Source organism: uncultured Sphingomonas sp. (genome assembly GCF_964237335.1).
Taxonomy (GTDB): domain Bacteria; phylum Pseudomonadota; class Alphaproteobacteria; order Sphingomonadales; family Sphingomonadaceae; genus Sphingomonas.
In genome coordinates this window covers 1-23,549 of record NZ_CAXSHM010000041.1, presented here as the reverse complement: position 1 = coordinate 23,549, position 23,549 = coordinate 1, and the positions used below count along the sequence as shown (strand labels likewise).

Genomic DNA, 23,549 nt, shown 5'->3' with positions numbered 1-23,549 from the left:
CTACGCCCCCGCGCAGATCGTCCGCGACGCGCGCGACCATGGCGTGGAGGTGATGCCGGTATGCGTGATCGAGAGCGGGTGGGACACGATGCTGGTGGGCGCCACGCCACCGTCCATTCCTTCGTCACCCCGGCCGCAGAGTCGGGGTGACGCTTCTTCCCCCTCACAAAAAGGCAGCGTCACCCCGGGTCGAGCCCGGGGTGACGAAGAAGTGGCGAGGAGACCCCTGCTCCCCTTGCGCCTCGGTCTGCGCGTCGTCGCCGGGCTTCCCGAGCTGCACGCCGCGCGGATCATGGCGGCGCGTGGCCTGGTGCCGTTCGCCTCGGTGGAGGACCTGTGGCGCCGCTCGGGCGTGCCGCTCGCCAGCCTGGAGGCGCTGGCGCGCGCCGACGCGTTCGCCGGCATGGGGCTCGACCGGCGGCAGGCGCTGTGGGCGATCCGTGGGCTGGGTGAGAAACCGTTGCCGCTGCTCGCGCTGGCCGAACGGCATGAGCCGCCGGTGTCGCTCGTCCCCCTGTCGGCCGGACGCGAGGTGGTGGAGGATTACCGCGCCACGCAGCTCACGCTGCGCGAGCACCCGCTGTTCTTCCTGCGCGGCGAGCTCGCCGCCGAGCGGATCGTGCGATGCGCCGAGGTGACGCGGCTCGACGGCAAGCGCATCGAGGTCGCGGGCATCATCCTCGTCCGCCAGAAGCCGGGCAGCGCCAAGGGCGTGCTGTTCATCACGATCGAGGACGAGAGCGGCATTGCCAACATCATCCTGTGGCCCGACCGGTTCGAGAAGCAGCGCACCGCCGTCATGTCGTCGGCGATGATCTCCGTCGTCGGCCGCGTACAGAAGGAGGGCGAGGTGGCGCATGTGATCGCCGACCGGATCGTCGACCGCACCCCAATGCTGCGCCGGGTGGGCGAGATCAACCTGCCGCGGATGACGAGCCCCGGCGACGGCGCGACGCATCCCGGCTCACCCGATCGCGGCGACGCGGGGTGGCAACCCAAGGGCCGGCGCGATTACCACCCGCCGTTCCGCAACGGGTGCGATCCGGAGGAGGCGCTGCGCCAGCGGACGCATGATTTCCGGTGATCCGCTTCGTACCAGCTCCCGTCACCCCGGGCTTGACCCGGCGTCCCGCTAACCTTGTCATTTGGAGGCAGGAGAAGAAGCGGGACCTCGGATCAAGTCCGGGGTGACGGCGACTTCAAGGCAGCGACGATCAGCCGCTTCGCCTCTGCCCAGGCGACCGTCTCCGGCGCGATCAGTTCGACATGGCCGGTGGCCGGCACGCGATGCAGCGCGACCCGATCGCCCGCCGCCCGCGCCTTGGCGACATAGCCGGTGCCAAGCCGCATCGGTATGATCGTGTCGTCCTCGCCGTTCACAAGGTCCTGAGGCACGCCGAGCGGCAGCAGGCGAGGGACGGACGTGTCGGCATAGACGTCCGGGTGCGACGGCGTGGCCTTGCCGACGAGCTGACCGACCACCGCAGTCCCGCACCCATTGTCCTTGGCGGCGGCAGTCGCCTCCAGGTCGGGCAGCCCGCCCAAGCTGACGACATGCGCGATCCGCAACGGATGCTCGACGTGCAGGGGACTCGCCGCCGGCAGCCGCCCTCGCCCGACCAGCCACAGCGCCAGATGCCCGCCCGCCGAGTGACCCACCGCGACGACACGCGTGATGTCGAGCCCGTACTGCCCCGCCTTCGCGCCCAGCAGGTCCGCCGCCGCTCCCGCGTCCGCGAACGTGCCCGGATAGCCGCCACCTGGCCGGTCGACGCCGCGATAGTCGATGTTCCACACCGCGATGCCGGACCGGCGCAGGTCGGCGGCGATCCAGTCCATCAGCGTCCGGTCCGCGACCGATGTCGTCCAGCAGCCGCCGTGGACCATCAGCACGACCGGGAACGGCCCCTTCCCCGCCGGTCGCCACAGATCGACGCGCTGGTACGGATCGGTGCCGTAGTTCAACGTCGCGTCGGCGTGCGGACGCGCGCGAGCGGTCAGGTCGGGCCAGGTCAGCAGACGCGGCGCATCGGCATGAAGAGTGGTCGCACTCACGATCGCGGCGGAGGCGACCAGCGCAAAGCGGATTAGGCGAACCATGCCGCGCATCCTGCCCGCCGGACCGTGCGAACGCCAGCACCATGCTCGATGCTCGATGCTCGATGCTCGACACCCGTCGCCTGCTCGGCCAGAGCCGGCCGTCATGACCCGCTTCGCCTTTTCGATCCACGCCACCTGCGGACCTGCGCGCACCGGTGCGATCGAGATGGAGCGCGGCACGATCCGCACTCCCGCCTTCATGCCCGTCGGCACCGCCGGCACCGTCAAGGCGCTGCGCCCGGCGGAGGTTGCCGCGTCGGGGGCCGACATCATCCTCGGCAACACCTATCACCTGATGCTCCGCCCGGGCGCGGAACGGGTCGCGCGATTGGGGGGCCTGCACGCCTTCATGGGATGGGATCGGCCGATCCTGACCGACAGCGGCGGCTATCAGGTGATGAGCCTGTCGGACCTCACCAAACGTTCGGAAGAGGGCGTCTCGTTCAAGTCGCACCTCGACGGCAGCCGCCACCTGCTATCGCCGGAGCGGTCGATCGAGATCCAGCGCCTGCTGGGCAGCAACATCGTCATGGCGTTCGACGAACTGGTACCGACCACCTCGACGCGCGAGGTGCAGGCGGCGGCGATGGAGCGGTCGATGCGCTGGGCCAGGCGCAGCCGCGCCGCATTCGAGGGCGGCGGCGCGCATGCGGAGCATAACGCGATCTTCGGTATCCAGCAGGGCGCGCTCGACGAGAGCCTCCGCCACGCATCCGCCGGCGCGCTGATCGATATCGGCTTCGACGGTTATGCGATCGGCGGGCTGGCCGTCGGCGAGGGACAAGAGGCGATGTTCGCCTGCCTCGACTATGCGCCGGGCCAGCTCCCCGCCGATCGACCCCGTTACCTGATGGGGGTCGGCAAGCCCGACGACATCGTCGGCGCCGTCGAGCGGGGCGTCGACATGTTCGACTGCGTGATGCCCACCCGCTCGGGCCGGACGGGGCAGGCGTTCACGCGGGAAGGCCCGCTCAACCTGCGCAATGCGCGGCACGCGGAGGACACCGGCCCGCTCGATCCCTCCTGCCCCTGCCCAGTCTGCGCGGTCGCAGTCGCCGGCGGCGGGAGCCGGGCATACCTCCATCACCTCGTCCGCTCGCAGGAGATCCTCGGCGCGATGCTGATGACGCAGCACAATGTCTGGTTCTACGAGACGCTGATGGCCGACCTACGCGCGGCGATCGTGGAGGGGCGGCTCACGGTATTCGCCAACGACTTCCGCGCGCGCTACACCCGGCCGACATAGGAGAGAATGATGGCCGACAACGAGATCGTCACCACCGCCCGCGATGCCGCGGAGAAGGCGAAGGCCGCCGCCGCTTCGATCGACGCGGCCCGCGCGCGACGCTGGCAGCTCGGCCGGATCGGGTTGGGCGTCGGCATCGGCTCGGCCGCGATCGCGGCGGCGGTGCTGTACGCACGGAGCGGCGGGGAAGACGCTTAAGCCTAGACCCGGCGGCAGCGCCGGGCACCCTGGTCGCGGACCATTGCCGGAACGGAACGGGCCATGCACAAGCTGCGCCCGTCCTGTCTTCCCGAGGTTCCCATGCGCCCCTTTCGTACTGCCCTGCTTGCCGCCGCGCTGACGACGCCGACGCTCGCCGTCGCACAGTCCCGCCCGCCCCTGGCCCAAGCCGCAGTGCAGCCGATCGCCTTCACGCAGCGCACGCTGCCCAATGGCCTGCGCGTGTACGCGATCCGCGACACGAACACGTCCAACGTCTCGGTCCAGGTCTGGTACGACGTCGGCGGCAAGGACGATCCCGCCGGCCGCTCGGGCTTTGCGCACCTGTTCGAGCATCTAATGTTCAAGGCGACGCGCAACCTCGACGCGGAACAGTTCGACAAGTTGACCGAGGCGGTGGGCGGCAACAACAACGCGTCCACCAACGACGACTACACCGAATATCACGAGGTCGTGCCCGCCAACCACCTGCAGCGGCTGCTGTTCGCGGAGGCCGACCGGATGAGCGGGCTGGTGGTGGACCAGGCGAACTTCGCCTCCGAGCGCGCCGTGGTGGAGGAGGAGTATCGCACCCGCATCCTCGCCCAGCCCTATGGCAAGCTGTACGGCACCTACCTGCCCGCGCTGTCCTACCAGCGGCACCCCTATGCGCGCGGGGTGATCGGCAGTATCGCGGACCTCGACGCCGCGACGCTGGACGACGTGCGCGCCTTCCACGCGACCTATTACCGCCCCGACAACGCCGTGCTGGTGGTCGCAGGCAATTTCGATCCCGCGCAGCTCGAGGCGTGGATCGACCGGTATTTCGCACCAATCGCGCGTTCCTCCGCGCCGATCCCTCGCGTCCATGTCGACGAGCCGGCACGCACCGCCCCCGTCAGCCGCACGACTTACGAGCCCAACACGCCGCTGCCCGCGGTGATGCTGAGCTATCCGATCCCGCCGGACCGTAGCCCCGACACGCCCGTGCTGGAGGTGCTGAGCGCCGTGCTGGCGACCGGCGACAGTTCGCGGCTCCACGAGACGCTCGTCTATCGCGACAGCCTGGCGCAGGACGTCAGCGCGACCGTCGACTCGCGGCAGGACGCAGGACTGTTCGAGGTGTTCGCGGTCCTCGCCGGCGGCAAGACCGCCGCCGCGGGCGAAGCGGCGCTCCGGCGCGAGATCGCGCGGCTGCGGGATCGGCCGATCAGCGCGGCCGAACTGGCGGTGGCGAAGAACCAGTTGCTCACGGCCGCGATCCGTGGCCGCGAGACGGCGGAGGGCAAGGCGCGGACGCTGGCGTCGTCGGTCATCATCGACGGCGATCCCAGCACGTCGGATCGCCAGCTCGCCGCCATCGCCGCGATCACGCCGGCGGATGTCCGGCAGGCGGCGCGCCGCTACCTCGCGGACGCGTCGTCGGCGACGATCCGTTACCTGCCCGCCGACGCGAAGCCCGCCGGTACTGCCAGCGACCCCATCGCGATCGCCTCGACGGTGCAGGTCGCGCCGCTCGCCCCGCCCGCGAACCTGGCCGTGACGACGCAGGCGCCGGCCGACCAGCGCGCGGCGCTTCCCCCCATCGGGGCGACGATCTCGCCCAAGGTGCCGTTGCCGACCGAGATGCGGCTCGCGAACGGCATGCGGCTGGTGGTCGTCGAGCGGCACGACCTGCCGCTGGTCACCGCCGCGCTGGTCGCGGTCGGCGGCGGTGTGCTCGATCCGATCGGCAAGGCCGGCACCGCGAGCCTCGCGACAGACCTGCTCACCAAGGGCACCGCGACCCGATCGGCGACGCAGATCGCGCTGGATGCGGAGACGCTGGGGAGCTCGATCGACACCGGCATCGATCGCGACGGCGCCACCCTATCGATGACGGTGAAGTCCGACCAGATCGCGCCCGCGCTCGGGATAATCGCCGATGTGGCGCAACATCCCGCGTTCGCGCCGACGGAGCTGGATCGCGCTCGGGCGCAGGCGATCGACGGCGTAGCTGCCTCGCTGAAGAGTCCGGGGCCGCTTGCGCGCCTGGCGGTCCGACGCGCCGTTTTCGGCGACGGCAATTATGGCGAGGCGTTAAGCGGCACGCCTGTGTCGCTCAAGACGATCACGCGGGACGACGTCGCGGCCAGCTATGCGCAGACCTGGAGGCCGGAACGCACCGCGCTGGTGATGGTCGGCGACGTGACGCCGGATGCCGTGCGCGCCCAGGCGGAGCGGGCGTTCGGCGCCTGGAGTCCCGCCTCGAAGACGACCCTCGTTCGGTCGATGCCTGTCTCTACGAGCTACCCCGCGCCTCGCGTGATCGTGATTGACCTGCCCGACGCGGGCCAGGCGGCGGTCGCCGTCGGCCGGCCCGCGATCGCACGGCGGGACCCCGGCTATGAGCCCGCCGAAGTCGCCAACGCAGTGCTGGGCGGCGGCTATTCGGCGCGATTGAACGAGGAGATCCGGATCAAGCGCGGCCTGTCCTATGGCGCCGGCAGCCAGTTGGCGGCGGGGCGCGACGGCGGCGCGCTGGCGGCGCTGGTGCAGACCAAGAACCCATCTGCGCCCGAGGTTGTAGGCCTCATCACCGGCGAGATGCGCCGGCTCGGCACGGGGCCTGGCCCCGCGCCGGACGAGCTCGATGCCCGCAAGGCGACGCTGATCGGAGACTTCGGCCGCGAGACCGAGACGACAGCGGGCATCGCCGGGCTGGTCGGCGGCTATGTCCTGCGGGGCGTGCCGCTTGCCGAGCTGCAGCGCTATGCCGCGTCCGTCCAGGCGGTGCCGGCCACGGCCGTGGTCGCGGCGGCGAAGCGCGTCGTCGATCCGGCGCTCGCGACCGTCGTCGTGGTCGGCGACGCCCAGCAGTTCGCGGACGCGCTACGCAAGATCTATCCTACGCTGGAGGTGATCCCGGCCACGGCCCTGAACCTCGAAACGGGTACGCTCCGCTAGACTAATCCTGCCTTAACCCCAATCCGTACCGGAGTGGTACAGGGCGAAATCGCAGGCAGCGGATGCGGGCGGCATCGGTTATGCGCGCGCTGATCGGGAGACGCGTGTGGCGGTGTGGCAAGTGGCGGGGCGGCTGAGGAACGGCGCGTTGGCGCTGGTCCTGCTCGCCTGCCTTGCGTGGGTGCATCCCGCATGGCGAGCGATTCGCGACCATCGCGAGGGCCTTTCGACTGAGATGACGCAACCATCGGGGTTCGAGGCGCAGGATCACTTTCCCGGCGCCGCGCTGGCCTATGCCGCCGATCCCGTCGCTCCGCTTTCGTCGGCCAGGCTCGAACTCGCCGCCCCCGCGCCCGGGTCGACGGGCACGGTCGCACCGCCGCCCGAGCCGGTCGGCAGCGGCATGGCGTCGGTCGATCCGGCGACCACCGTCGTCGCGGCGCGGCCGTTCCTGCTGGGCCATGCCGGCGCGCTGGACCGTGGGCGGGCGTTGGAATGCCTGACCGCCGCGATCTATTACGAAGCCGGCAACCAGAGCGACGACGGCGAGCGAGCGGTGGCGCAGGTGGTGCTGAACCGCGTCCGCCACCCGGCCTTTCCCGCCACCGTCTGCGGCGTGGTCTACCAGGGGTCGGAGCACGCCGGCTGCCAGTTCAGCTTCGCCTGCGACGGCTCGATGGCGCGGGCGAGGTCGCGCGACGGCTGGGTGCGTGCGTTGCGGATCGCCTCGGACGCGCTCGCCGGGCAGGTGTTCGCGCCGGTGGGCCTCGCGACGCATTACCATACGTTTGCCGTCACTCCGGCCTGGAACAGGGCGCTGGTGATGACGGACGCGATCGGCGCGCACTTCTTCCATCGGTGGAAGGGCTATTGGGGAACGGCGGCCGCGTTCCACCAGCCGTGGTCGGAGCACGAGCCGGTGCCCGGACCCCATGCCCGCCTGCCCGATCCCGCGTCGCCCGCGCTGCCCCTGCCCGCTTCGGTGATGCCGGTCCTCGCGGCCGTCGGCGCGCCCGCCGTCACCGCCGCGACCTCGATCCAACCCTCCCACGCCGACGCGGGCAACGCGCTGGCGCAGTCGGCCGCGCCGGCGAGCTCGCTCCCGTCCTCGTCAGTGCTAGACCGCTGGAAGGACTCGGGCACGCCGCTGCGCTAGCGGCGTGCCCGACGGTCAGGGACGGCCGGCGCCCAGATACTTGCCGAACCAGGCGATGCTCCGCTTGGCTATGTCCGCCGATTGCGTCGGCGCGCAATGGCCGGCGTCGGGATAGATGACCAGGCTGGTGTCGACCCCCTGGCTCTTCAGCGCATGCCACCATTCGATCGACTGGGTCGGCGGTACCTCGATGTCGCGCTCGCCGACGTAGATGAAGGTGGGCGTATGCGCCGTCTTCACATGGTACACCGCCGAGACGTCTTCATAGGCCTTGAAGTCCTGGTACACCGTCTTGCCGAAGAACGGCGTCATCCACTGATCGATGCCGTTGGTGCCATAATAGCTGACCCAGTTGGACAGGCCTGCGCCGGCGACGATCGCCTTGAACCGGTTCGTCTGCGTGTTGGCCCACATCGCCATGAAGCCGCCGTAGCTGCACCCCGTCATGCCCAGCCGCGCATCGTCGATCGGCGCGGCCTTCTCCGCCGCATCGACGCCCGCCAGGATGTCGCGCAGGTCGCCGCCGCCGAAATCGCGCTTGTTGGCGGCGGTGAAGGCCTCGCCCTGCCCATAGGAGCCGCGCGGGTTGGGGAGGAACAGATAATAGCCCGCATCGGTCGCGGCGGTGGACAGGCCCCTGTCGTAATAGCGCGGGCTGTTCGCCGCCGACGGGCCGCCGTGGACCGCGACGATCATCGGTGCCTTGCGCGTCGGATCGACGTTGGGCGCGGACAGCAGCCAGCCCTGGACGGTGAACCCCTCGCTCTTCCAGGTGATGGAGCGGGCGACGACATTCGCGGGCGCGGCGTCGTTGTCGTGGGTGATCTGCAAGGGCGTCAGGACCTGGCCCGCCCAGATCGCCGGAGCATGGGTGAAGTCCTGCGCCACCGTCGCCGAGTGCGCCCCGTCCGCCGAAAAGGCGACGCGGCCATCGCCGGCGGCAAGGCTGACGGGCCGGCTGAACCCGAACGCCATCGCCTTGCCGGGCGCAACGACCATGATCTGCATCTTGTCACCGGCCAGGGCGACGGCACGGATGCCGGCCTTGGTCCACGCGAGCGAAGTGAACGTCATCGGCACGCCGGGCGTGATGTCCTTGGGCGTCCCGCCCGCGAGCGGCACGGTCCAGATATCGCCGCCGACCGAGCCGTTGTCGCTCATCAACCCGCCGATATAAGCGACGCTGCGCCCATCGGGTGAAACGCGCGGGAAGTTGAGCTGGGTCGCCGGCTTAGCAATCGACGTGACCGCGCCCGTCGTCGCGTCGATCCGGTCGAGCGTCGCGACCCACCAATTGTTGTCGCCGTTGCCGAGCGCGGTGGTCGCGACGAAGCCGCGGCCGTCCGGCGTCCAGTCATATTCGTAGACGAAGCGGTCGGCGGGGCTGATCGGCGTCACCTGCGCGGCGCTTAGGGCAGGCCCTGCGACCGGGAAGACGGCGAGGCGTTGCTCGTCGCTGGTCTCGCCGATCTCGCCGACCTGCCGCGCGCCCGCCTGCGTCGCGCCCGTCTCCTTGGTCGCGCCCAGCGTGACGAGCAGCGCGATCCGGCGCCCGTCGGGCGAGAAGCGCGGCGTGGAGGCAAGCCCGGCGATCGTCGCGACGGAGGTGACGGCCGCGCCATCGGCGACCTCCAGCATCGCGATGGAGGTCGCCCGGTTCCGTGCCACGAAGGCGAGCTTCCCGTCCGGACCGAACGTCAGCCCCGAATAGCCGCAGGTCGGACACGGATCGAGCGTGCGCAGCACATGCCCGTCGCTCGCCGACCGCAACGTGACTACCGGCCGCGTCGCGCCAGCCGGCGTCTCTACCGTCGCGATCGTGTCGCCGGCGGACGACAGCACCAGGCCGCCGTAGTTATGGACGGGGGCGGCGAACGCGGTCGGTGCCATGACGGCGGCGGCGAGGAGGACGGGCAGGATCGAACGGCGCATGAACATCTCCGAGGGGACACCGTCAGAGTTACCAGCTTCGCGGCGACCGGCAAGCGATCGTGTCGCGGAGCGCGACGACGGACCCGTGCGTTGGTGGCTTCGAAGGAGAAGAACCATGGCCGACTCTCACCCTGCCGCCGACGCCGATCATCCGACCACCGAGACCGATCGCCCGAACCTGTCGACCGAGCATCAGCGCGATGGTGACGCGCGCCGCCCGTCCGAACATCTCGACAAGGATCAGCCGAGCGGCGAGACGATCCCGCGCAAGAGTTCGCTGCTCGGCAACTGAACTACGGACGCAGCAAAAAGCCGCCGGTCTGTTTTAGGCCGACGGCTTTTCAATGTAACGCTCCGTACGGTCGGTTCCGCTCAGTCGAGCGTATGGGTCAGCGTGATCTCGGCGGTCAGCAGCTTCGATATCGGGCAGTTAGCCTTCGCCTCCGCCGCGATCTTCTCGAACTCGGCAGGCTCGATACCCGGCACCGATGCCGTCAGCGTCAGGTCCGACCGCGTCACCTTGAAGCCCGCGCCGTCCTTGTCGAGCGTCACCTTCGCCGTCGTCTCGAGCTTTCCATCCTCATGCCCCGCCCCCGCGAGGGCGAAGGCCAACGCCATCGTGAAGCAGCTCGCATGCGCCGCGGCGACCAGCTCCTCGGGGTTCGTGCCCTTTTCATCGCCAAAGCGGGTACCGAAGCCGTAGGGCGTTTCGTCAAGCACACCTGACTGGGACGTTATATGGCCTTTGCCATCGCGGCCGAGGCCATCGTAGCGGGCGGATGCGGTGCGGGTCGTCATTGTGGTCCCTTCGATGAGATCAGGCGGGCAGTGGCGGATGGGTCGGGAGGGTCTTGCCGGTTTCCTTGTCCAGCCCGATCGCCACCCACACATCCAGGGCGGTGGCGCCGATGACGAAGGCCAGAGCGCCCCAGGCCGACTTGTTGCGCGGGCTGTTCTTGGCGGCGCCACTGGTCGCGACGATGTCCATCACGTCACCGACGACGCGGCCCCAGACGCCGGTAGCGACCGCCGGCTGAGCCAGTATGGCGAACCCGGCGGCGAGTTCGCGAATGCCGAAGCCCTTGACGATCCCGCTATGATCGTCGGCGTCCAGCGCCTTGGCAATGGACTTCGCGCCTAGAAGTTCGGTGGCGCCCAGCGCCAGCGAGAAGAACCCGAGGCCGAGACTGAGCTTCTTGTAATCCACGGCCGTTCTCCTCGATGCGAGGGACAAACGGATGCCTAGGGCGCCCGTTCCGGTCCGTCGCTCAATCGGCGGTGGCCTTGCGAAGATCGGCGTGGAGATCGGCCGATCCGGCGCTACCGATCGACTGGGCGGAGCGGGCGGCCGCGACGGACTCGCGGGTCGCCGCCTCACGGGTCAGGCGCATCGTCTGGGTGCGTTCGGCGCGATCGGCCATCGTGGCCCATGCCTTGGCGGCGCGCTCGCACCGGTCGCGGACGTTGTCGAGCGTCGCGGCGTCGGCGTTGGCCTGTTCTTCCTCGGCGCGGGTACGGTAGAAGTCAGGATTGTCGTTCATGCGGGCCGGACTCCTGCGGTTGGGGAAATGCGGCGGCGGCAGCGACCCCGGAAGACCGGAGCCGCCGCCGCCGGCCGGATCAGTCAGCCGCCTGGAGGTTCACGGCGCTCATCTTGCCGCGACGGTCCTGCTCCAGCTCGTAGCTGACGCGCTGGTTCTGGTTCAGCGTCTGCATGCCCGCGCGCTCGACGGCGGAGATATGGACGAACGCGTCCGCGCCGCCATTCTCGGGAGCGATGAAGCCATAGCCCTTGTCGGCGTTGAAGAACTTGACGGTGCCAGTGGTGGCCATGTGGATATTCCTTCTGTTGCGGGGCGGGTCGAAAGGCGAACCGCCCGGTGCCGTGGCAGCAGGGAAAGAAGGAAGAGGGAGCCGCAAAGCGCCGTAGACCGTTCGATGTGCGACTGTAGCCACCCCTTTATGGGCCGGAGCGCGGCCGATTGCAAATCCGCGCTCCTCCCCCATCAATGCTTGAGGTCGGCGGGAACGGTGCCGCCGTTCTTCTCCAGCTCGGTCATGACGGCCTGGTGCAGCCAGATGTTCATCTCCGCCGATCCGTCCTTCGCGCCGGTGTAGCCGAGCTCAGTCGCGAGCTGCTCCCGGTTGGACAGGCTGGAGTCGAGGTCCAGCAGCTTCATCAGATCGACGATCGACGTCTTGTAGTTGAGCGCCGGGTTGCCCTTCTCGGCTTCGATCTGCGTGAGCACGGCGCCGACGTCCACCGGCTGCTGCGGCGTGGGAGCGGCGGCGGGTGCGGCCGTGGCGGCGGGCGCGGTGGCAGGTGCGGTCGTGGCGGCGGGGGCTGCGGGCTGGGCGGACTTGTGGCCGAAGATCGCGTTCTTGATCGCGCTGAAGATGCTCATGCTATGACTCCGTCCTCGGCGGGATGCCTAGGCGCGCAGCGAACGTGCGGGCCAGGCGATGGGTCCGGGTGCGGTTCCGGGTGCGCCTGCGCCCGGCAGATATGCGCGCCCCGTCCGCCACCTCGCAACGTCCTCGCCGTCCCCCTATTTTCACCTCTGGCCCGCTACCCGGAACGGAAGTAGAACCCGCCCATGTCCCTCACCCAGATCGCTCAGCAGAGGTTTTCCGAATGCTGACCAGCATAAGCGTCCGCGGCGCGCGCGAGCACAACCTCAAGGACGTCGACGTCGACATCCCGCGCGACACGCTCACCGTCATCACCGGGCTGTCGGGCAGCGGCAAGTCGAGCCTAGCGTTCGACACCATCTATGCCGAGGGGCAGCGGCGCTACGTCGAATCGCTGTCCGCCTATGCGCGCCAATTCCTGGAGCTGATGCAGAAGCCGGATGTCGACCATATCGAGGGCCTCTCGCCCGCCATCTCGATCGAGCAGAAGACGACCAGCCGCAACCCGCGGTCGACGGTGGCGACCGTCACCGAGATCTACGATTACATGCGCCTGCTATGGGCGCGCGTGGGCACCCCCTACTCGCCCGCGACCGGGCTGCCGATCGCGGCGCAGACTGTCAGCCAGATGGTCGACCGCGTCATGGCGCTGCCCGAGGGGACACGGCTGTACCTGCTCGCCCCCGTCGTGCGCGGGCGCAAGGGGGAGTATCGCAAGGAGCTGCTGGAGTGGCAGAAGGCCGGCTTCACCCGCGTCCGCGTCGACGGCGAGGTGTACGAGATCGACGCCGCACCCACGCTCGACAAGAAGTACAAGCACGATATCGAGGTGGTGGTCGACCGGCTGGTGGTGCGCCCCACCGAAGGCGACAACTCGATCGCGACGCGGCTCGCCGAGAGTTTCGAGGCGGCGCTGAAGCTCGCCGACGGCCTCGCCTATGTCGATCCGGTCGATCCGCCGCCGGCCGACGATCCCGCGGCGGACCAGCCGGGCGCGAAGAAGTCCCCCGTCACGCCGCGCACCCCCAAGTCCGCCGTGCTCGGCACCAACGCGCCCGACGGCCGGATCGTGTTCTCCGAACGCTTCGCCTGCCCGGTGTCGGGCTTCACCATCGCCGAGATCGAGCCGCGGCTGTTCTCGTTCAACGCCCCCCAGGGCGCATGCCCCGCGTGCGACGGGCTGGGCGAGAAGCTGATCTTCGACGAGGACCTCGTCGTTCCCAACCATGGGCTCAGCATCAAGAAGGGCGCGGTCGTGCCCTGGGCCAAGTCCAATCCGCCGAGCCCTTACTACATGCAGGTGCTGGGCAGCCTGGCGAATGCGTTCGACTTCAGCCTCGACACGCCATGGGGCGAGCTGCACCCCGAGACGCAGGACAAGATCCTGTTCGGCACCGACGGCAAGCCCGTCACGCTGACGTTCATCGACGGCAAGAAGAAATACGACGTCACCAAGCCGTTCGAGGGCGTGGTCGGCAACCTCCAGCGCCGGCTGCTCCAGACGGAAAGCGCGTGGATGCGCGAGGACCTGGTGAAGTACCAGTCCGCCAAGCCGTGCGAGGTCTGCCACGGCGCCCGCCTCAAGCCCGAGGCGCTGGCGGTGAAGATCGCCATGCAGGACATCGCACATGCGACGCATCTGTCGGTGGTCGACGCGCTCGCCTTCTTCCAGGACATGCCCCGCCATCTGGGCGACCAGCAGAACGCGATCGCCGAGCGCATCCTGAAGGAGATCGTCGAGCGGCTGGGCTTCCTCAACAATGTCGGGCTTGATTACCTCAACCTTGATCGCACGTCGGGCACGCTCAGCGGCGGAGAGTCGCAGCGGATCCGTCTGGCGTCGCAGATCGGCAGCGGGCTGTCGGGCGTGCTGTACGTTCTCGACGAGCCGTCGATCGGGCTGCACCAGCGCGACAACGACATGCTGCTGAAAACGCTGCGGCGGCTGCGCGATCTCGGCAACACCGTGCTGGTGGTGGAGCATGACGAGGACGCGATCCGCACCGCCGATTACGTCATTGACATGGGGCCGGGCGCGGGCGTCCACGGCGGCGCGATCGTCGCCAAGGGCACGCTCGCCGAGGTGCTGGCGACGCAAGGCTCGATGACCGCCGACTACCTCAACGGCACGCGCGAGGTTCCCGTGCCCGCCAAGCGCCGCAAGGGGAGCGGCAAGAAGCTGACCGTCCACAATGCCACTGCCAACAACCTGAAGGGCGTCAGCGCGTCGATCCCGCTCGGCACCTTCTGTTGCATCACCGGCGTGTCGGGCAGCGGTAAGTCGAGCTTCACCATCGACACGCTCTTCGCCGCCGCCAGCCGCGAGCTGAACGGCGCGCGCATCCTGGCAGGCAAGCATGACCGGATCAGCGGGCTGCAGCACCTCGACAAGGTGATCGATATCGACCAGTCGCCGATCGGCCGCACGCCGCGGTCGAATCCCGCCACTTATACGGGCGCCTTCACGCAGATCCGCGACTGGTTCGCCGGCCTGCCCGAGAGCCTGGCGCGCGGGTACAAGCCCGGGCGGTTCAGCTTCAACGTCAAGGGCGGCCGGTGCGAGGCGTGCCAGGGCGACGGCGTGCTCAAGATCGAGATGCACTTCCTGCCCGACGTGTACGTGACATGCGACGTATGCGCCGGCGCGCGCTACAATCGCGAGACGCTGGAGGTGAAGTTCAAGGGCAAGAGCATCGCCGACGTGCTGGACATGACCGTCGAGGACGCGGCCGAGTTCTTCCGCGCGGTGCCCCCGATCCGCGAGAAGATGGCGATGCTGGCCGAGGTCGGGCTGGGCTACGTCAAGGTCGGGCAGCAGGCGACGACGCTGTCGGGCGGCGAGGCGCAGCGGGTGAAGCTCGCGAAGGAACTGGCGCGCCGCGCGACCGGCAACACGCTGTACATCCTCGACGAGCCCACCACCGGGCTGCACTTCGAGGACGTGCGCAAGCTGCTGGAAGTGCTCCACGCGCTGGTGGAACAGGGCAACACCGTGGTGGTGATCGAGCACAACCTCGACGTCATCAAGACCGCCGACTGGGTGATCGACCTGGGCCCGGAGGGCGGCGTGAAGGGCGGCGAGATCGTGGCGGAAGGCGTCCCGGAGGCGGTGGCGAAGGTGGCGGCGAGCTTTACGGGGCGGTATCTGGCGCCGTTGTTGGGGAGGAAGGGGAGCGGGGTGCGGATGGCGGCGGAGTCGAGAAGTCATCTATCCCGCCGCCGCTAATCGCAATCTAGTCGTCAGTAAGGTCTAGGGCCATTTCCGTCATCATTTGAAGTGCTTCATAGGCACTTGAGGATCGCCCCATATGCATCGGCTTTCCATCGTGCGCACGAAGCTGTCGGCGCGCAGCTGTGGCCATCATCTTATCCTGAAACACCGCTGGCGCCTTATAGAGCCACATTCCATCCTCTTCATCGAACATGACAAACTTAGACAGCGCTGAAAGGATCGGAAATATTACACCATCAGCTACCTTCTCGACTTTTCCATCTGCGGTTCTTTTTACCTGCTTTGCATCTTCCCTAAGCCGAAGCTTTTCCCAGTCGGGATGCGTTCTCCAGAGTGTATAAAGTTGCCAAGCAGTTGGAGCCATATCAAGAAAGTAGCGGTAGCGTTCTGCGGTTTCGTCGTCCGCTCCTTTGGCGTCGTAGAGTTTCATGAAATCGTCAAGACAAGATGCCGCATTCTTATAAGAACGCATTCGTGCTTCAACGGAACGCCTTGAACTTGGCGCTATTTCGTCGGGCATGATGGCCCATAAAACTTGGAGCACCAAGCGGGTATCGACGACATCGTCGCCGTAATCAGTCTCGCTTTTTGCTAAACGAAGGTTCGGATAAGCTTCTTGGAAACTCTCGGCGAGCTCATTGAAATACCCACGCGCGCCAGCACTTGAAATATCTTGAATCTTTGTTGCAGTATTACGAGCAATCGCAATTTTAGTACGAGTCGCCGCGTCTGGCTCTACACTAATTTCAGCGCGAACATGAAACGAGTTTGGCTCTTCCTCATTCTCTTCACACGACGCGAAATAATAGCGGATTTCGCCCTGTGACTGAGCGCCATTGTTAACGGATGCATGATGCAGCTCTATTGTCTTTTTAGCGTCATCAATCTTCGCAGAGGAGGCGCCGATCAGAAAACCGCTATTTAATTGAGAAAATCGATCGCAATCGTTTCGAATAGTCGAGGCTATTGCTCGGTGAACCATCGAGCGCTTCTTAAGATTGTGCTCGGGGATGTACGTCCGAAGATTGCCTTCTGTGCTCAATTTGAGGATCTCGTCCGCCTTGAGTACGACGCTATAAGTCATCGCCCCATTTTCGGACTCTTCAGGAGTAGTGATGTTGCGGATCAGCACATAGTTCAGGCGCGTAGAAGCGCCGGGCGTCAGCTTGGACGTCATTTTGTTTCTCCAACTACGCTACACGTTGTTAAGTCGTCAGGCATCTGCCCAAGACACGTGATAGCCTAGCGACAATGGGAACAAGTTCGATTGTTGTCAAGCGCGGTTAGGGTCCACCAGTATTTTGGTACTGCAGCGCTTCGTACACGTCGCGGCGGAGCCGCGCCGAGTCGTCGGACGGGCTCGGCGGTGCCGACCCGCCGGCCGGGCGCGCCCGCGCTGCTGCGCGGCGCTGGATTTAGCTTTGGCTAAATCTTAGCGTTCGCGCGCCGTGTGCAATTCCTTCGCTTCCCGCGCCACGCTCGACGAGCTCCGTTCCGGCTGGGACGAGACGCGCGTGCCGTTGCGCTTTTCCGAGAGGCTGCCCAACGGCGCGCCCGGCGACACACGTAGATCATGCGCGATGCGACCCGCCTCATGCGGCTGCCGGTCGGACGTAATCTTCCATCTCGACCACCAATCCGCTAAACACGCCGGGTGGCCAAGCTAGACCCTATCGTGTCCGAGTTCGCGTCGACGCAGGACGCGGAGGCATATGACGCCTGGTTCCGTGCGGAAGTGGAGGCGTCGCTGTCCGATTTGTCGCCAGGCATCCCTCACGACCAAGTGATGGCGGAGTTGCACGCGATCATCGCTGCGAAGGCCTAGCACGAATAGTGCGGCCCGTGATCTGGCGGCCAAGGGCCCGAGGGCAAGCGCGCGAGATCATCGACTATATCGCGGATCGCAATCCTGCCGCCGCCGAGCGCCTCGCTACCATCTTCGAGAACGTTGTCGAGCGTCTGCCCGACGCTCCTTACGTCCATCGCCCCGGCCGGGTGCCCGGAACGCGCGAGGCGGTGGTGCACCCCAATTACATCATTGTCTATCGCGTCGCCGAAGTGATCGAGGTGATCGCCGTCCTGCATGCACGACAGCAATACCCCTAAAGCCTCACCACCTTGCGCAGCGCCTCGTTCATTTGCGCTGTTCAGCCGGTCCGCGCTTGCGGAAAAGCACACAGCTATATGATGACGGGGCCGACCGCTTACCACACTAAGGCGGTCGCGGTCATAGGCTGCTCTTCCAAGCCTCGCTCCCGCTCGCATCGATGGCAGAAGCCGTCATCCAACGCGACGCCCAACACCCACGTCTGCGCCGCCCCGTCCCAAGTCGCCCAGGCATCGCGACTCACATTCGTGCTGCCGCACCAGCTACAGGCGATCTGGACAGCCATGCCGCTTTCTTCAGGATAGGTGACGCCGAGGATGATGCTCCGCGAACATAGGCAGGTCAGACGGCCAAGCGTGGCCGTTTCCCCAACGTGCAATCAATCCCTTCTTTTCTCGTCCTCAGCATTGCTAATGTTGCGGCGCCGCATAGACTGGCGGGCGGAACGGGACACGAAAGGGCCGGACATGAATGGAATGATGATGCGCCGAACGGCGACCGGGTTGGCTGCGATCGCGATCGGCGCGGCGCTGCCGGCCGCCGCGCAGGTGGTGCACAACGGCGCGCCCGCCGCGTTCATCTCGACCTCCGTCTCCGTGCCCGCCGGCGCGACGACCTTGTACGTGTCGGGCATGCTGGCCGATCCGGTCGACCCGACCAAGCCCGACGGCGACCATGGCGATACCGAGACGCAGACGCGCTCCGTCCTCAAGAAGTTGAACGCGGAGCTCGCGAAGAACGGCATGGGGCCGGGCGACGTGGTGATGATGCGCGTGCTGCTCGTCGCGCCGCCCGGGCAGCCCAGGCTCGATTTCGCCGGCATGATGAAGGCGTACAAGGAAGTCTACGGCACGCCTGCGCAGCCCAACAAGCCGGCGCGCATTGCATCGCAGGTCGCCGCGCTCGCCGCACCCTGGGGGCTGGTGGAGATCGAGGTCCAGGCCGCGAAGGTGATGGGCAAGTGAGGCGTTCCCCCGCGACCCGGCGCCAGTTCCTCCACGCAATGGGCCGCGCGGGCGGCTTCTCGGCGACTTACCTCTCGATGCAGGCGATGGGCCTGCTTGCCACTCCCGCCAGCGCGCAGACGACGAAGCCGAACCTGCCGGCGGGATCGGGCGCGGGCAAGCATGTGGTGATCCTGGGCGCGGGCATCGCCGGGCTGGTCGCGGCGTACGAGCTCGGCAAGGCGGGCTACAGGACGACGGTGCTGGAGGCGCGCGGCCGCGTCGGCGGGCGCGTCTGGTCCGTGCGCGGCGGCGACCGCGTCGAGCAGATCGGCCGGCCCGACCAATATTGTCAGTTCCAGAACGGCTTCTACATGAACGCCGGCGCCGCGCGGCTGCCGACCGCGCACACCACCATCCTGGGCTATGCGCGCCAGTTCGACGTGCCGCTGGAAGTGATGGTCAACGTCGACCGCTCCGCGCACTGGGACTATAACAAGGACGCGGTCACCGAGCGCCAGGCGGTGAACGACACCAAGGGCCGCATCGCCGAGCTGCTGGAGAAATCGCTCGCGGGCAACAGCCTCGACACAGCAATGACGCCGGACGACAAGGAGAAGCTCAAGACCTACCTCGCGCAATGGGGCGCGCTGGGGAAGGACGGCAGCTACACCGGCTCCGACCGCAACGGCTACAAGGTCGATCCCGGCGGCTTCGCGCATCCGCCGCAGACGATGGACCCGCTGACGCTGCACCGCATCATCGAGGACGGTTTCTGGGGCGGCGGGCTCAGCTTCGAGGAGACGTTCGACCAGCAGGCGCCGATGTTCCAGCCGGTCGGCGGCATGGATCGCATCGCCTATGCGATCTACGGCCATGTGAAGGACGATGTACGGCTCAATACGCCCGTCACCGCGGTGGGCCAGATCGACAACGGCGTGCGCGTGATGCTGGCCGACGGCGGCATGGTGGAGGGCGACTACGTACTCTGCACCCTGCCTGCCACGATGGTGAAGAAGCTGACCATGCGGCTGTCGGCGGCGAAGAAGCAGGCCCTGGCCAACACCCTGTACGGCATCTCGACCAAGGTGGCGTGGGAAAGCCCGCGCTTCTGGCAGGACGACGGCATCATGGGCGGCCTCGCCTTCACCGACCAGCCCAACGCGCTGGTCTGGTATCCGAGCGGCGACTGGTACAATCCGCGCGGCATCCTGATGACCGCTTATTCGAGCGGCGGCTTCGGCCCAACGCCGGGCGTCGCGAACGGCGCGAGCTCCGCGGGCCAGAAGTTCGCAGGCATGACCGCGGACGAGCGGTTCGCGGTGTGCAAGGACGTCGTGGAGCGGATGCACCCGGGAAAATCCGGCTTGCTGGAGAAGCCGCTCACCGTGTCATGGACGCAGACGCCGTGGAGCGAGGGCATCGCCGCCAATTGGCGACCCGAACAGCGCACCACCGACTATGCCGAGCTGTGCAAGCCCGAAGGCCGCGTGTTCTTCGCGGGCGAGCATCTGAGCTACATCGGCGCGTGGCAGGAGGGTGCGGCGCTGTCGTCGTTCGAGGCGATGAAACTGATCGCGGCGCGCTCGGCGGGCGACAAGGTGGTGACGAGGAAGGCGTGAGCGGGATGCTTTCCGAGCAGGCGAGCGCGACTACCTTCTGGCAAGGGTTGAAGGCGACTTACACCGGCAGTGTCGCGTTTCTGGTGGCCCATCCGTTGCTTGCGCTGGTGCCGGTGGTGTTCGAGATTGCGCAACATGTCGTAGAAGTGCGGATAGGTCTGTACGCGAGCATCGCCGCTGCAAAGGCGCTTGAGCATGATCCGTGGCGTATGGGCTTCGGCTTCCTCAAGCTCGTGGCGCTTATGGTGCCTGGCTACTGGATCGCGCGCTTTCTCGCTTGGCACGACGCCGAGCTGACGCGGCGGGCGGACAGTTGTTCGATGATGCTGTTCGGTGGCTATCTGGCCTTCGGGATCGTGACGGCGGCCGTGCAACTTTTCGTCCTTCCGCAAACCGGGTCGGCACTGCTGGCCAGCCTCTTGGCAGGGCAAGTGATCGGGTGCCTGCTGGCGGGCTGGGGAGCCGCGGCGGCATTGGGCAATCCGATGATCGGCCCGTTTGAGTCGATCAGGATCATGGCTCGACAGCTGCCGTGGACGTTCGGCTTCCTCCTGGCCGCCATGCTGCCGCTCATGATTCCGCACTATGTGCTGGGCGCGCTCGCTCTGATCGGCCCCCGGCCGCTGCTCTGGCCGGCATTGATCGTCGATGCGCTGCTGGTCGGCTGGCTCACAGCGGTACTGGTCGCCAGCGCGTTCGTCGCTGCCATCCGGGCGGCGGCCCGCGCCGATGTACCGCTTGTCCCACCCTTACCGGCGTACTCGCTCTAGGTGATCCGCGGGGAGGCGCTGAAGGCGCTTGCCCTCTCCGAGGCGAAGCTGTTGAAGATCATGGTCCTTATTCCACAACAGCCGCAGCTCTTGTCCGCTTCGGTTCAAGGGCAGCACCGCAGCGGAGCGGTTCAAATCGCGCATGTCCCGCCAAACGTGCGCTGTCCACGCGGGCAGACTATCGGCGCCCCCTGCATCCTGGACCACACCACGGCATCGACCCGCAACGCGATCGTAAGGTCAGCGCGATAGGGCATGGCGGTCGTCCTCACGGAACCGCCATGATCCCAGCCGTCGCCACACTCCCCGCTGCCCGCGCCCAGTCGACCCGCGATGGTGCATCGCGCGATCTGCTCGGCTGGCCGGTGGCGATGCTGCTGGCGATCATCGCCCTTGGCCAGCAGGCCCACCTGGGGCTCGACTGCGACGTCTCGTGGCTGCTGACGGTGGGCGAGCGGGTGCTGGACGGGTCGCGGCTGTACCGCGACGTGATCGAGGTCAATCCGCCGGCGTCGGTGCTGATCTATCTGCCCGCGATCCTGATCGGTCGCTGGACCGACATCGGCGCCGACCGGGCGACGATGGCAGCGGTCGCGCTGCTGGCGGCGGCGATGGTCGCGGTTTCAGGCCGGATTCTGACGCGCGCGGGGCTGATCGCCGAACCGAAGGTTTCGACGCTGATGGCGGCGGCGATGGCCGTCTTCCTCCTGTTGCCGGGCGCATGCTTCGCGCAGCGCGAGCATGTCGCGGTTCTGCTCGCGCTGCCTGCGCTGGCGGCGATCGCCTGCCGCGCCGCGGCGATGCCGGTGCCGCGCCAGGCCGCGCTGCTCGCTGGCGTCGCGGGCGGGTTGGCCATCGCGATCAAGCCGCATTTCGCGCTGGCCTTCCTGCTGCCGATCGGGGTGGCGGCGGTGCGGCGACGGTCGATCGTCGCGGTGCTGGGGCCGGAAAGCGCGGCCGCCGCCGTGATCGTCGCCGGCTATGTCGCCGTCGTGCTCATCGTCTTCCCGGATTACCTGGCGATGCTGCCACTGCTGCGCGCGGTGTACCTGCCGCTGCGCGAGGACCCGATCACGCTGATGCGGGGCCCGGTCGTGGCACTCCCGGTGGCGCTTGCCGCGCTCGCCTGGTGGCTGCGGGGAGCACGCGTCGGGATCGTACCGGCCGTGCTCGGCGCGGCGGCGTCGGGCTTCGTGATCGCCGGCGTGGTGCAGGGCAAGGGCTATCTAAACCACGCCTACCCGGCCGCCGCGCTCGGCTTCCTGGCGCTTGGCGTCCTCCTGTCGGACGACGGGCCTTTTCGGCAAAGCCGGGCCGTGGGACTGGCGGCGATTGTGATGCTCGCGATGCTGGAATGGCACGCGTTCAGCAGCGTCGCCGGGCACCCCGGCCTGGCCGAGGCGGTCGCGCAGGTCGCGCCGCCGCACCCGCGGATGATCGCGCTGAGCGACGAGATCGGCGTCGGTCATCCCCTGGTGCGCCAGGTCGCCGGGCGCTGGGTGGGACGCAGCGGCGCGCTGTGGGCGACCGGCGGCGTGGCCACGCGCATCGCGTCGGGCGCCGTAGTACCGGACGAGCGGCAGCGGCTCGACGCGATTGCCGAGGCGGAAGCCGGTGCCTTCATGGCGGATGTACGGCAGGGCCGGCCCGACGTGCTGCTGATCGACGCCACACTGGGTGACTGGCGACGGCGCCCGCCGGTCGCGGCGGTGCTCGGCGATTACCGGCCGGCGACCCGCGTCGGCGATGTCGAACTGTGGACCCGTCGTCCGGGCGCCGCGACCGCACCGCCGCGACCACGCCACGCCAGCGACCGCGCGTTCATCGCCACCAGGTACGCCTCCCCCGCCGCGACCGCGCGCGCCGCCGCGACCGCTTGGGCGAGCAAGGCATCCGACAGGTGGCGATAGGCGGGACGGCCCGCCACATGATCGTACCAGCGCCCGCCCACCGCATCGTCGAGCAGGATGCGCTGGAAACAATGGTCCGCCCGCACCGGCCAGCCGCGCCCACCCGCGAGGCCGGGCAGGATGACGCGAGTGAGGCGCAGCCATTCGGCTTCCAGCGCGGCGCGGGCGTCTGCCTTGCTCAGCGGTGAGCCTCCGCGAACAGCCGGTCGACCGAGCCGCCGTTTGCCGCCAACGCCGCCGCCACGCGCCGTCGCGCGTCGTGATAGGCGAGCGCGGGAGCGGTGGGGTCGGTGCGGCGAAGCGCGGCAACGTCGGACTCGGACGACAGGCTGCTCTCGCGCGCGACATAGTCCGGATAGCCCTCCCGCAGCCACATTGGCATCATCCGCTCGGCGACAAGGCCATAGCGCGCGCGGATCAGGCCGTGCGTGCGTTCGTGCGCGATGACGCCGGACAGGGTGCGCGTATTCGCTGCGCCTGGGCCGTTAGTCACGCGGTCGGTCGACACGTCGCTGCGGTTGACGATCACGGCTTCCGAGAATGAGCGGGTGAGCCCCATCGCTCCACTCACTCCGATCGCCAGCCACTGCCAGCGCCAGCCCCCATCGGTGAGGAAGATGCGCCGGCCGGTGACCGGGCCGTCGATCGGGCTGGCGCGCACCAGCGCGTCGGCGCGGGCGAGTACGCCGACGATCGCAGGCGGAATGGTTGTCTCCGACCAGACGCTCGCGCCGCCCACGCGGGCGTGGAAGGGGAAGGCGAGCGCTTCGGGGACGAACATCGGGCCGACGAGCAGCACGGATGCCGCGAGGATGATCGCCTGGGTTGTGCGTCCCGCCATCGTCCTGCCCCCGGTTGTTTGAAGAAGAGACCGTAGCAGGTGGTTTTAAGGAAGCCAGGGCATGTGCCACCCCCTTCGTCTGTTGATTTCCACTGAGAGCTGACCCGGAGAAGGCATAGATTTCCACCGAGAA

At 67.9% G+C, this 23,549-nt stretch carries 23 protein-coding genes; 14 read left to right on the top strand and 9 right to left on the bottom strand.

Annotated elements, in window-relative coordinates:
* Positions 1-1,084, top strand: a 1,084-nt coding sequence (locus ACFE65_RS15245) for an OB-fold nucleic acid binding domain-containing protein (RefSeq protein ID WP_375383224.1), incomplete at its 5' end; no start/stop codon positions are given.
* A 92-nt stretch (positions 1,085-1,176) separates the two neighbouring features.
* Here the strand turns inward: ACFE65_RS15245 and ACFE65_RS15240 are convergent.
* Positions 1,177-2,100, bottom strand: a complete 924-nt coding sequence (locus ACFE65_RS15240; protein ID WP_375383223.1) for an alpha/beta hydrolase — start codon at positions 2,098-2,100, stop codon at positions 1,177-1,179.
* A 103-nt stretch (positions 2,101-2,203) separates the two neighbouring features.
* Here ACFE65_RS15240 and tgt point away from each other — a divergent pair, with 103 nt between their 5' ends.
* The 4 genes from tgt (at position 2,204) to ACFE65_RS15220 (ending at position 7,646) form a co-directional block, all read left to right on the top strand.
* Positions 2,204-3,346: a tRNA guanosine(34) transglycosylase Tgt gene (tgt, locus tag ACFE65_RS15235; protein WP_375383222.1), complete on the top strand. Its 1,143-nt coding sequence runs from the start codon at positions 2,204-2,206 to the stop codon at positions 3,344-3,346.
* 9 nt (positions 3,347-3,355) lie between these two features.
* A complete protein-coding gene (locus tag ACFE65_RS15230) occupies positions 3,356-3,544 on the top strand; it encodes a hypothetical protein (RefSeq protein WP_375383221.1) in 189 nt (62 codons plus the stop codon).
* 102 nt (positions 3,545-3,646) lie between these two features.
* Complete coding sequence (locus ACFE65_RS15225; RefSeq protein WP_375383220.1) at positions 3,647-6,490, top strand: M16 family metallopeptidase; 2,844 nt, start codon at positions 3,647-3,649, stop codon at positions 6,488-6,490.
* Positions 6,491-6,596: 106 nt separating this feature from the next.
* Complete coding sequence (locus tag ACFE65_RS15220; RefSeq protein ID WP_375383219.1) at positions 6,597-7,646, top strand: cell wall hydrolase; 1,050 nt, start codon at positions 6,597-6,599, stop codon at positions 7,644-7,646.
* A gap of 15 nt (positions 7,647-7,661) precedes the next feature.
* Here ACFE65_RS15220 and ACFE65_RS15215 read toward each other — a convergent pair whose 3' ends face one another.
* On the bottom strand, positions 7,662-9,578 hold the full coding sequence (locus ACFE65_RS15215) for a prolyl oligopeptidase family serine peptidase (RefSeq protein ID WP_375383218.1): 1,917 nt from the start codon (positions 9,576-9,578) through the stop codon (positions 7,662-7,664).
* 115 nt (positions 9,579-9,693) lie between these two features.
* Here ACFE65_RS15215 and ACFE65_RS15210 point away from each other — a divergent pair, with 115 nt between their 5' ends.
* Entirely contained in the window at positions 9,694-9,870 is a 177-nt protein-coding gene (locus ACFE65_RS15210; protein WP_375383217.1) for a hypothetical protein, read from the top strand.
* Between the two features lie 80 nt (positions 9,871-9,950).
* Here ACFE65_RS15210 and ACFE65_RS15205 read toward each other — a convergent pair whose 3' ends face one another.
* From ACFE65_RS15205 to ACFE65_RS15185, 5 genes are all read right to left on the bottom strand, one after another.
* Complete coding sequence (locus ACFE65_RS15205) at positions 9,951-10,376, bottom strand: OsmC family protein (RefSeq protein WP_375383216.1); 426 nt, start codon at positions 10,374-10,376, stop codon at positions 9,951-9,953.
* A gap of 19 nt (positions 10,377-10,395) precedes the next feature.
* The gene (locus ACFE65_RS15200; RefSeq protein WP_375383215.1) at positions 10,396-10,785 is read right to left on the bottom strand and encodes a hypothetical protein; all 390 of its coding nucleotides are present in this window, start codon (positions 10,783-10,785) and stop codon (positions 10,396-10,398) included.
* A gap of 61 nt (positions 10,786-10,846) precedes the next feature.
* The gene (locus ACFE65_RS15195; protein WP_375383214.1) at positions 10,847-11,119 is read right to left on the bottom strand and encodes a hypothetical protein; all 273 of its coding nucleotides are present in this window, start codon (positions 11,117-11,119) and stop codon (positions 10,847-10,849) included.
* A gap of 79 nt (positions 11,120-11,198) precedes the next feature.
* Positions 11,199-11,411, bottom strand: coding sequence for a cold-shock protein (locus ACFE65_RS15190; protein WP_375383213.1), 213 nt, complete (start codon positions 11,409-11,411; stop codon positions 11,199-11,201).
* 173 nt (positions 11,412-11,584) lie between these two features.
* Positions 11,585-11,983 (bottom strand): DUF3597 domain-containing protein, encoded by a 399-nt coding sequence (locus ACFE65_RS15185; protein WP_375383212.1) that lies wholly within the window; start codon positions 11,981-11,983, stop codon positions 11,585-11,587.
* Positions 11,984-12,213: 230 nt separating this feature from the next.
* Between ACFE65_RS15185 and uvrA the strand changes: the two genes are divergently transcribed.
* On the top strand, positions 12,214-15,216 hold the full coding sequence (gene uvrA, locus ACFE65_RS15180; RefSeq protein WP_375383211.1) for an excinuclease ABC subunit UvrA: 3,003 nt from the start codon (positions 12,214-12,216) through the stop codon (positions 15,214-15,216).
* Positions 15,217-15,223: 7 nt separating this feature from the next.
* Here the strand turns inward: uvrA and ACFE65_RS15175 are convergent, their stop codons facing one another.
* Positions 15,224-16,399 carry an AIPR family protein gene (locus tag ACFE65_RS15175; protein WP_375383210.1) on the bottom strand — a complete coding sequence of 392 codons (1,176 nt, stop codon included), beginning with the start codon at positions 16,397-16,399 and terminating at the stop codon, positions 15,224-15,226.
* A gap of 477 nt (positions 16,400-16,876) precedes the next feature.
* Here ACFE65_RS15175 and ACFE65_RS15170 point away from each other — a divergent pair, with 477 nt between their 5' ends.
* The 7 genes from ACFE65_RS15170 (at position 16,877) to ACFE65_RS15140 (ending at position 22,763) form a co-directional block, all read left to right on the top strand.
* Positions 16,877-17,047 (top strand): stability determinant, encoded by a 171-nt coding sequence (locus tag ACFE65_RS15170; RefSeq protein WP_375383209.1) that lies wholly within the window; start codon positions 16,877-16,879, stop codon positions 17,045-17,047.
* Between the two features lie 17 nt (positions 17,048-17,064).
* Positions 17,065-17,328, top strand: coding sequence for a type II toxin-antitoxin system RelE/ParE family toxin (locus ACFE65_RS15165; protein ID WP_375383208.1), 264 nt, complete (start codon positions 17,065-17,067; stop codon positions 17,326-17,328).
* A 483-nt stretch (positions 17,329-17,811) separates the two neighbouring features.
* The gene (locus tag ACFE65_RS15160; protein ID WP_375383207.1) at positions 17,812-18,294 is read left to right on the top strand and encodes a Rid family hydrolase; all 483 of its coding nucleotides are present in this window, start codon (positions 17,812-17,814) and stop codon (positions 18,292-18,294) included.
* Entirely contained in the window at positions 18,291-19,895 is a 1,605-nt protein-coding gene (locus ACFE65_RS15155; RefSeq protein WP_375383206.1) for a flavin monoamine oxidase family protein, read from the top strand. Before ACFE65_RS15160 ends, ACFE65_RS15155 begins: the two co-directional genes overlap by 4 nt.
* Positions 19,896-19,900: 5 nt before the next feature.
* Positions 19,901-20,665 (top strand): hypothetical protein, encoded by a 765-nt coding sequence (locus tag ACFE65_RS15150; protein ID WP_375383205.1) that lies wholly within the window; start codon positions 19,901-19,903, stop codon positions 20,663-20,665.
* 281 nt (positions 20,666-20,946) lie between these two features.
* Entirely contained in the window at positions 20,947-22,575 is a 1,629-nt protein-coding gene (locus ACFE65_RS15145) for a hypothetical protein (protein ID WP_375383204.1), read from the top strand.
* Positions 22,576-22,592: 17 nt separating this feature from the next.
* On the top strand, positions 22,593-22,763 hold the full coding sequence (locus ACFE65_RS15140) for a hypothetical protein (RefSeq protein ID WP_375383203.1): 171 nt from the start codon (positions 22,593-22,595) through the stop codon (positions 22,761-22,763).
* Here the strand turns inward: ACFE65_RS15140 and ACFE65_RS15135 are convergent.
* The gene (locus ACFE65_RS15135; RefSeq protein WP_375383202.1) at positions 22,754-23,416 is read right to left on the bottom strand and encodes a hypothetical protein; all 663 of its coding nucleotides are present in this window, start codon (positions 23,414-23,416) and stop codon (positions 22,754-22,756) included. The genes ACFE65_RS15140 and ACFE65_RS15135 overlap by 10 nt on opposite strands.
* Positions 23,417-23,549: the final 133 nt, after the last annotated feature.